Source organism: Rhodococcus sp. (in: high G+C Gram-positive bacteria), assembly GCF_049591685.1.
Taxonomy (GTDB): Bacteria; Actinomycetota; Actinomycetes; order Mycobacteriales; family Mycobacteriaceae; genus Rhodococcoides.
In genome coordinates this window covers 1-7,764 of record NZ_JBAWFH010000217.1, presented here as the reverse complement: position 1 = coordinate 7,764, position 7,764 = coordinate 1, and the positions used below count along the sequence as shown (strand labels likewise).

Here is a 7,764-nt window from a genome sequence, read left to right as displayed (position 1 = left end):
TCGGCCTTGGCGTCGGCGGATGCCTTGGTGGTCGGCGCGGTCGGCTTGTAGCCGGGCTCGGAGACCTTGATCAGAACTTCGAGCAGGGTCTCGTCACCTGCCAGCCAGTCTTCTTGACTCGCAATGTGATTCCAGGCGGCGAAGCCAATGCGGCCAAGGACCATCGCCAGGTCCGCCCCCGTGGCGGGGGTGAGCTGTTCGCGTTCGAGGGCGTCGATGTTCAGCTGGCTGCCGACGTTCGCGGCCAGGTGCAGCAGCGAGGTGTTCTCGGGCATCGCGCAGGTCAGGTCGCCTTCGGAGCAGAAGGACGCGACGCGACCGTCGAGAGAGCCGAACCCGCCCGACGTTCCGGGCAGCGCTCCTGCACCTGCCGGACCGGACGCGTTGTTCTGGTACTTGGTGTCGAAGCCGTCGGGGTTGGTTCCGGAATCGGAGCCCGGGAACGGGTTCTCTCCGTCGCCGCGTCCTGCATCGGCCATGATGACGACGCCGACGACCTTGCTCGCGTCGACGCCTGCGGTTCCGTTGCCGATCTCCATGGCTGCGCGACGGGTGACGTCGGCGCCTTCGCTGTAGCCGACGATGGCGAAGCGGGTGTCGGGGCACGAAGACGAGATCGCGTTCATGACGGTGTGGGTGTTGGTGACGCCTGTGGTCACGGCCGTCTCGTAGGAGGCCATGTTGGCGGGGTATTCGATGTAGACCGCGGCGTAGGAGTCCTCGGCGACCGCGCCATTGGGGACGCCGACCATCTGGTCGATCCAGTCGCTCTGGAAGTCGCCTGCGAGCGCTGCCGGGAGCCGGTTGCCGTTGGCGTCGGTCAGCATCTTGGTCTGGTCGCGGGGCGTGTCACCGCGTCCACCCATGGAGATGGTGACCATGTCGTAGCAGGTCGCGGTGGACGCGAGCTCGACGTCGGCGTCGGAAGTCGACTTCTTGTCGGTGGTCAGCACGGCTGCACCGACGGCCAGGGCGCCCAGGGACACGAAGGCGACGGCGCTCGTGACGAGCTTCCGGCGTTTCGCTGTTCCGCGTGACGAAGCATGTAGTGACATTGCAGGTTCCTCATCAGTTGTCCCCGAAACGGACTGCCCTTCGCCGGCCGTAGCTCAGCGCAGTGGGTTACCTCGAAGTCGTCCCCGACGGCGGCGGCGTTACACGCTCGCGGAAACGGTGGACCTACATACCCTAGGGGGGTATGGTAGAAAGGAGTGGAACAGAGGAGGTGCAGGGCCATGAACACGTCGCTTCGACTGGCAGGCTTCGTACTGGCAATAGCGCTCGTCTTCGTCGCCGCATACTCCATCGGGACAGCGGTCGGACCCGAGATGGAACAGGCGCCGACGGTGCACGAGCACGGAATGGTGAACGCAGAATGACCGGGACCGAGCTGATCCTCGGCGGCATGACGTGCGCGTCGTGCGCCAACCGGATCGAACGCAAACTCAACAAGCTCGACGGCGTCACCGCGACGGTCAACTACGCCACCGAGAAGGCGCGCGTGCAGGCCGACGGTGTGCCGACGGAAGACCTGATCAAGGCGGTCGAGGCCGCGGGATACACCGCGAAACTTCCCGTCACGTCACCCGAGCCGACCACCGGGTCCGAGGACGAGCCTCTCGACCCGATGAAGCAGCGGTTGATCGTCTCGGCCGTCCTGTCGATTCCCGTCGTCGCGATGGCGATGATTCCGGCGTTGCAATTCACCAATTGGCAGTGGCTCTCACTCACACTCGCGGCGCCCGTCGTCGTGTGGGGTGCATGGCCGTTCCACAAAGCCGCGTGGACCAACCTCCGCCACGGCACCTCGACCATGGACACCCTCGTCTCGATGGGCACACTGGCCGCACTCGGCTGGTCGCTGTACGCGCTGTTCTTCGGTACCGCAGGAACCCCCGGCATGACGCACCCGTTCGAGCTGACGATCGCCCGGATGGACGGCTCGTCCAACATCTACCTCGAAGCAGCGGCAGGCGTCACGACGTTCATCCTTGCCGGTCGGTACTTCGAGTCGCGGTCCAAGCGCCGCGCCGGAGCCGCGTTGCGTGCCCTGCTGGATCTGGGGGCCAAGGATGTCACCCTCCTGACGGACGGCGCCGAGACGCAGATACCCGTCGGCGACCTCGCGGTGGGCGATAAGTTCGTCGTACGACCGGGCGAAAAGATCGCCACGGACGGTGTCGTCGAGTCCGGAGCCTCCGCGATCGACGCGTCGATGCTGACGGGTGAATCCGTTCCCGTCGAGGTGGCGGAGGGCGACACGGTGGTCGGCGCGACGGTCAACGTCGGCGGCCGGCTGGTGGTGAAGGCGACGCGGGTCGGCTCGGACACTCAGCTCGCGCAGATGGCCAAACTCGTCGAGGACGCACAGACGGGCAAGGCGCAGGCGCAGAAGCTGGCCGACCGCATCTCCGGCATTTTCGTTCCCGTCGTCATCGCCATCGCGGCGGCGACGCTCGGATTCTGGCTCGGCACCGGCGGGTCCGTCGCCGCTGCCTTCACCGCCGCCGTTGCCGTCCTGATCATTGCCTGCCCGTGTGCGCTCGGATTGGCGACGCCGACCGCGCTGATGGTCGGCACCGGACGCGCGGCGCAACTCGGCATCATCATCAAAGGACCGGAGATGCTCGAGTCGACGCGGCGCATCGACACCGTCGTCCTCGACAAGACCGGAACCGTCACGACGGGTGAGATGGCTCTGCTGGCCGTGCACACCGCGGCCGGTGAGGCCGAGGAGGAGGTGCTGACGGTTGCAGGCGCGAGCGAAAGCGGTTCGGAGCACCCCATCGCCCAGGCGATCACCGCAGCAGCACGGGATAAAGCGTCCCGGGAAAAGGCGGCACTACCGGTAGTCGACGGTTTCGCCAACCAGGCGGGCCTGGGAGTCACCGGAACCGTCGACGGACGCGGTGTCGTCCTCGGCAGGGCGTCGCTGCTCGCAGATTGGTCGATGGCGCTTCCCGTCGAACTCGAGAAGGCGATGTCCGACGCCCAGAACGACGGCCGCACAGCCGTCGCCATCGGGTGGGACGGTCGCGCGCGCGGCGTGCTCGTTGTCGCCGATGCCGTCAAGCCGACGTCGAAGCAAGCCGTCGCGGAATTGCGGGCGCTCGGACTGACGCCGGTGATGCTCACCGGTGACAACGAGGCAGCGGCGAGGAAGATCGCGGCCGAGGTCGGTATCGACGAGGTCGTCGCGGGCGTCCTTCCCCAGGGCAAGGTCGAGGTGATCGAACGGTTGCAGGCCGAGGGCAAAGTGGTCGCGATGGTCGGCGACGGTGTCAACGACGCAGCGGCCCTGGCGACGGCCGATCTGGGGTTGTCGATGGGCACCGGAACCGACGTGGCGATCGAGGCAAGCGACCTGACGCTCGTGCGCGGAGATCTGCGGGCCGTCGGCGACGCGATCCGCCTCTCACGTCGAACCCTCGGCACCATCAAGGGCAACCTGTTCTGGGCGTTCGCATACAACGTCGCGGCAATCCCCCTCGCCGCTGCGGGCCTGCTCAACCCGATGTTGGCTGGTGCCGCGATGGCATTCTCGTCTGTGTTCGTGGTGACCAACAGCCTGCGTCTACGACGGTTTCAGGCTGCTTGACGGCGGCATGTCCGCCGCATAGGTCAAGATGGAGTCATGGCTGATGCAGTGGACGTTCCGATCCGAGACGAATCGATACGTCTCGGGCAATTCCTCAAGCTGGCGAATCTGATCGAGTCCGGGGCCGAAGCGAAGACCTTCATCGCCGACGGCCTCGTCAGCGTCAACGGAGAAGTCGACCTCCGGCGCGGAAGACAACTACACCAGGGTGACGTCGTAACCATCGAAGACGGGCCTGCCGCCCGCGTCGGTAGCGAGGGAGAACTGTGAACGGCAAGGTCGGGAAGCTCGGACTTCCCCGCGAGCAGGTGCCCAAGGCATTCGATCAGGATGCAGGTTCTTACGACCGTCTCGTCGGCTCCAACCCGGGCTACCACGAGCATCTCGCGAAATCCGCCGAGCGACTGCGGCTTCCCGGTCTCGGTGACGGCCTGCGGCTACTCGACATCGGGTGCGGAACGGGCGCATCCACGGCGGCGTTGCTGAAGGCGGCGCCGCACGCGCAGATCATCGCGGCGGACGCGTCGGCCGAAATGCTCGAGGTCGCGCGCGGAAAGCAGTGGCCGGACAACGTCACGTTCGTCCACAGTCGCGTCGAGGACTTGCGCGAGAACGGTGTCGACGGCCCGTTCGACGGCATTCTCGCCGCTTACCTCATCCGCAATGTCGACGACCCGGACACTGAGCTGAAGTCGCTGCATTCGCTACTGAAGCCTGGAGCGTCCATCGCGTTCCACGAGTACTCGGTCAAGGAATCGCTGCGCGCACGGCTCGTCTGGACGCTGGTGTGCTGGGCCATCATCATTCCGCTCGGCTACGCCGCCACCCGCGACCTCACGCTGTACAAGCACCTGTGGCGAAGCGTCGCCAGCTTCGACGGTGTGGGTGAGTACACGCGCCGCATGCAGCGCGCCGGCTTCACGAGCCTGACGAACGAGACGATGACGGGATGGCAGAACGGCGTCGTCCATACGTTCCTGGGCGCCCGCCCGAATGAAACAGGCGCCCGCCCGAATGAAACGGGCGCCCGCCCGGAGGACACACTGTGACCGATCGTCGGCGAGTTGTACATCCCGCTGCGCCGGGATACGCGAATGTCGTTTCGCTGGCGCGGATTCCGCGGGTTGCAGTCATCGGTGGCGGTATCGCCGGGTTGAGTGCTGCGACGGCGTTGGCCGAGCGCGGAGTGTCCGTCGTCGTCCTCGAGCGCGAGAACTACCTCGGTGGGCGTGTCGGCGGATGGTCGACGATGTTGGACGAGAGCACCCCCGCCACCATGAGTCGCGGATTCCACGCGTTCTTTCGGCAGTACTACAATCTGCGAAACCTGTTGGAGCGCAGCGACCCCGGTCTGCACCGGTTGCATCCGGTCGAGGACTATCCGCTGATCGACGGGAGCGGGCGGATCGACGGTTTCAAGGGGTTGCCGCAGACGCCGCCTCTGAACGCCTTCGCGTTCGTGCGCAAGAGTCCGACGTTCAAGCTGCGCGACCTGGGTAACCTGAGCGGCCTGGCGGCCCTGCCCCTCATGACGGTCAGTGTGCCCGAGACGTTCGAGAAGCTGGACGACATTTCCGCAGCAGAGTTCTTGCGACGCATCAACTTCCCGGAAGCGGCGCGACACCTCGCGTTCGGGGTGTTCTCGCGCAGCTTCTTCGCCGATCCCGAAAAGATGTCGGCCGCCGAGCTGGCGATGATGTTCCACATCTACTTCCTCGGCTCGTCCGAAGGGCTCGTCTTCGACGTCCCGACGGGCCCGTACCCGCAAACGCTGTGGGACCCACTGGGGGAGTATCTCTCCGGACTCGGCGTCGATATTCGTACCGGTGTCACGGTCGGCACCATCGAGCCCGGCTTCCGCGTCGACGGCGAAGAGTTCGACTCGGTGGTCATGGCCACCGACGTGGGTGGCTTGCGTTCGATCGTCGACGGTTCGCCGAATCTCGGTACCGTCGAATGGCGTTCTCGGGTCAATGCTCTGGAGAACACGCCGCCTTTCCTCGTGCATCGCGTGTGGCTCGACAAACCGGTGAATGCAGACCGGCCGCCGTTCATCGGCACCGGCGACATGCCGCCCATCGACAACATCAGCGTCCTCGAGCTGTTCGAGGACGAAGCTGCGGAGTGGGCCGCTCGGACGGGTGGATCGGTTGTCGAACTGCACGCCTATGCAGCAACGGACTCCGAGGAGGAGACGCGTCAGCAGCTGATGGCGCGGATGTACGAGATCTACCCCGAAACGGCCTCGGCAACAGTGCTGTACGAGCGCTCGGAGTGGCGTGACGACTGCCCGATGTTCGGCCTGGGCCAGTTTGCACATCGACCCACCGTGCGTACCCCCGAACCCGGGCTCGTTCTGGCGGGAGACTGCATCCGCATCGATCTACCGGTCGCGCTGATGGAACGTGCAGCGACGACGGGCCTCGCGGCTGCCAACATGCTGTTGGAAGGCTGGGGCGTAGAAGGCCACGACATCGTCACCGTGCCGGTCAGTGGACGGTTCAAAATGTTCGACGCCATCGACAAGTGGACTGCAGGTTTGCAGAAAGCCTGAACGCGAGTCCGCACTTGTGCAGGTGGATCGAGCCTATCGGCCTGCACAGGTGCGGATTCGTCAGAGTCCGCCTGACCGCAGCTCGTACCGACGCTCCGCGTAGTCGAGGTCGTCCTTCCACAGCCGTGCAGCCGTCCATCCCATGGCGGGCCTGATCAGGGGCGCGACCTTTTGTGCGAAACGAAAGCCTGGCCGGTCCGAGCTAGCTACCGTCGCCTCGATGACCGCGGTGCGGGGCTTGCCGTCGGGACCGGGAGCCATCGGCGTCGCATGGGTTTCGACGACGCTGCCCGCACCCTCACCTTCGAGGATCCGCATGACGATGGTGCGCGGACCCGGGCAGACGAATTCCGCCCGCACCGGCACGCCGACCCCCCGGCTGACGCGGAACGTCACGTCCACCAGGAAGCGGTCGTCCTCGTCGGGAACGTCGATGTCCGTGGGGGCGCCGATGACCTTGAGGCGCGCGAACGAGTACGGGTGGAACCATGCGCCGTGCCATGGGTCGAGGCGGTTGGCCACCACGTCGTCGGGCTCGCAGATACCCGTCAACGTGACGACGGCTTCCACGCTCGTCGACGCGGGAGGGCGCATGGGGACCACGGGGACGGGTGTCGGCTCCTCGCCGCCGAGTTCGTCCATCCGCACCCACACCAGGATGCCGTCGTCGAACGCGGGGAGTGGACGCCAGCCGGGGCGACCCTTCGGGCCCAGGGGCATGCCGTGCCACAGGCAGATGAGGGTGTCGCACTCGATTTTCGCCTTGGCGAGTGGCGCGCCGAGGTGTGGGCAGGCGCCGGGAGCGATGTGGATGCCGCGCTTCTCGTCACGCCAGGCCACCAGTTCGGTGCCGCCGATGTGACGGCCGAACGGCTCTTTGGTGCCGATGTCGCGGCTTGCAGCGAAGACGAACCAGTTGCCCGTCGGCCGCGTCTTCGCCCGCTCGAGTGCGGACTCGATGACCTGCGGGTTCGCGCCCTTCCACGTCGGCTCCTGCTTGGCCCACGCTTCGGACGGGAGCGGCTGCAGAGGCATGTTCTTCGGCCAGCGCTTACGCAACCCTTCCAGGGCGACCATGAGTTATCCCGCTTTCGTTCGACATACCGACGCTCCCATTGTGCCCGAGGGTGAATGCAGCGGCAGTAGTTCACCGGAGAACCCCCTTGGCGGCGAGTAAGAATAGGTCACCGGGCTCAACGAATCGCGGCAATCATGGAAAGTCACTTCCGCTACGAGGAGCGGGAACTGCTGACGGTCCTCGAAGGGCTCGAGCTCGAGGTCCCCGTCGCCGTCGCCGAAGCGATGGGACCGCTGTGAAACAGCAGTTGCCGCCTGGCGCGTTCGCCGAGCTCTCTTGACAGCGTGCTGTCAATGCCTATAGTTGACAGCACACTGTCCATCGAGAGGCAATCATGACAACCATCGCTCTGTACGCAACCGACACCATGGCCGACTGGGAGTACAGCTACATCGTCGCCGGTGTTGCCATGGCCCGCGAACAGGGATCCGATCGGTATCAGCTGAAAGTCGTCTCCGATGGCCGGGCCGAGGTCACCAGCCTCGGGGGCATGCACATCAGGCCCGACGGGGACCTTGCCGATCTGGATACCTC

Annotated in this window: 7 protein-coding genes and 1 pseudogene; 6 read left to right on the top strand and 2 right to left on the bottom strand. The window is 65.8% G+C overall.

Annotated features, from left to right (window positions below):
• On the bottom strand, positions 1 to 1,055 hold a 1,055-nt coding region (locus WBQ44_RS09310; protein WP_495566418.1), incomplete at its 3' end, for a cutinase family protein.
• 180 nt (positions 1,056 to 1,235) lie between these two features.
• On the opposite strand from WBQ44_RS09310, the gene WBQ44_RS09305 reads away from it, so the two are divergent.
• Genes WBQ44_RS09305 through WBQ44_RS09285 form a run of 5 tightly spaced genes read left to right on the top strand, consistent with a single transcriptional unit; the run spans position 1,236 to position 6,152 of the window.
• Positions 1,236 to 1,379 (top strand): hypothetical protein, encoded by a 144-nt coding sequence (locus tag WBQ44_RS09305; protein WP_495566417.1) that lies wholly within the window; start codon positions 1,236 to 1,238, stop codon positions 1,377 to 1,379.
• The gene (locus WBQ44_RS09300) at positions 1,376 to 3,598 is read left to right on the top strand and encodes a heavy metal translocating P-type ATPase (protein WP_495566416.1); all 2,223 of its coding nucleotides are present in this window, start codon (positions 1,376 to 1,378) and stop codon (positions 3,596 to 3,598) included. Before WBQ44_RS09305 ends, WBQ44_RS09300 begins: the two co-directional genes overlap by 4 nt.
• A 36-nt stretch (positions 3,599 to 3,634) precedes the next feature.
• Entirely contained in the window at positions 3,635 to 3,868 is a 234-nt protein-coding gene (locus WBQ44_RS09295) for an RNA-binding S4 domain-containing protein (RefSeq protein WP_495566415.1), read from the top strand.
• On the top strand, positions 3,865 to 4,647 hold the full coding sequence (locus WBQ44_RS09290; protein WP_495566414.1) for a class I SAM-dependent methyltransferase: 783 nt from the start codon (positions 3,865 to 3,867) through the stop codon (positions 4,645 to 4,647). The genes WBQ44_RS09295 and WBQ44_RS09290 overlap by 4 nt, the downstream gene beginning before the upstream one ends.
• Positions 4,644 to 6,152: a hydroxysqualene dehydroxylase gene (locus WBQ44_RS09285; protein ID WP_495566413.1), complete on the top strand. Its 1,509-nt coding sequence runs from the start codon at positions 4,644 to 4,646 to the stop codon at positions 6,150 to 6,152. The genes WBQ44_RS09290 and WBQ44_RS09285 overlap by 4 nt, the downstream gene beginning before the upstream one ends.
• A gap of 60 nt (positions 6,153 to 6,212) precedes the next feature.
• Here WBQ44_RS09285 and WBQ44_RS09280 read toward each other — a convergent pair whose 3' ends face one another.
• Positions 6,213 to 7,229, bottom strand: a complete 1,017-nt coding sequence (locus WBQ44_RS09280) for a Rieske (2Fe-2S) protein (RefSeq protein ID WP_495566412.1) — start codon at positions 7,227 to 7,229, stop codon at positions 6,213 to 6,215.
• 335 nt (positions 7,230 to 7,564) lie between these two features.
• On the opposite strand from WBQ44_RS09280, the pseudogene WBQ44_RS09275 reads away from it, so the two are divergent.
• Positions 7,565 to 7,764, top strand: a pseudogene (locus WBQ44_RS09275) (DJ-1/PfpI family protein); the annotation flags it as partial.

Excerpts from the sequence above, each read along its gene's own strand:
- WBQ44_RS09305 (WP_495566417.1), top strand. The coding sequence starts at position 1,236 with ATGAACACGTCGCTTCGACTGGCAGGCTTCGTACTGGCAATAGCGCTC.
- WBQ44_RS09280 (WP_495566412.1), bottom strand. The coding sequence starts at position 7,229 with ATGGTCGCCCTGGAAGGGTTGCGTAAGCGCTGGCCGAAGAACATGCCT.
- WBQ44_RS09295 (WP_495566415.1), top strand. The coding sequence starts at position 3,635 with ATGGCTGATGCAGTGGACGTTCCGATCCGAGACGAATCGATACGTCTC.
- WBQ44_RS09300 (WP_495566416.1), top strand. The coding sequence starts at position 1,376 with ATGACCGGGACCGAGCTGATCCTCGGCGGCATGACGTGCGCGTCGTGC.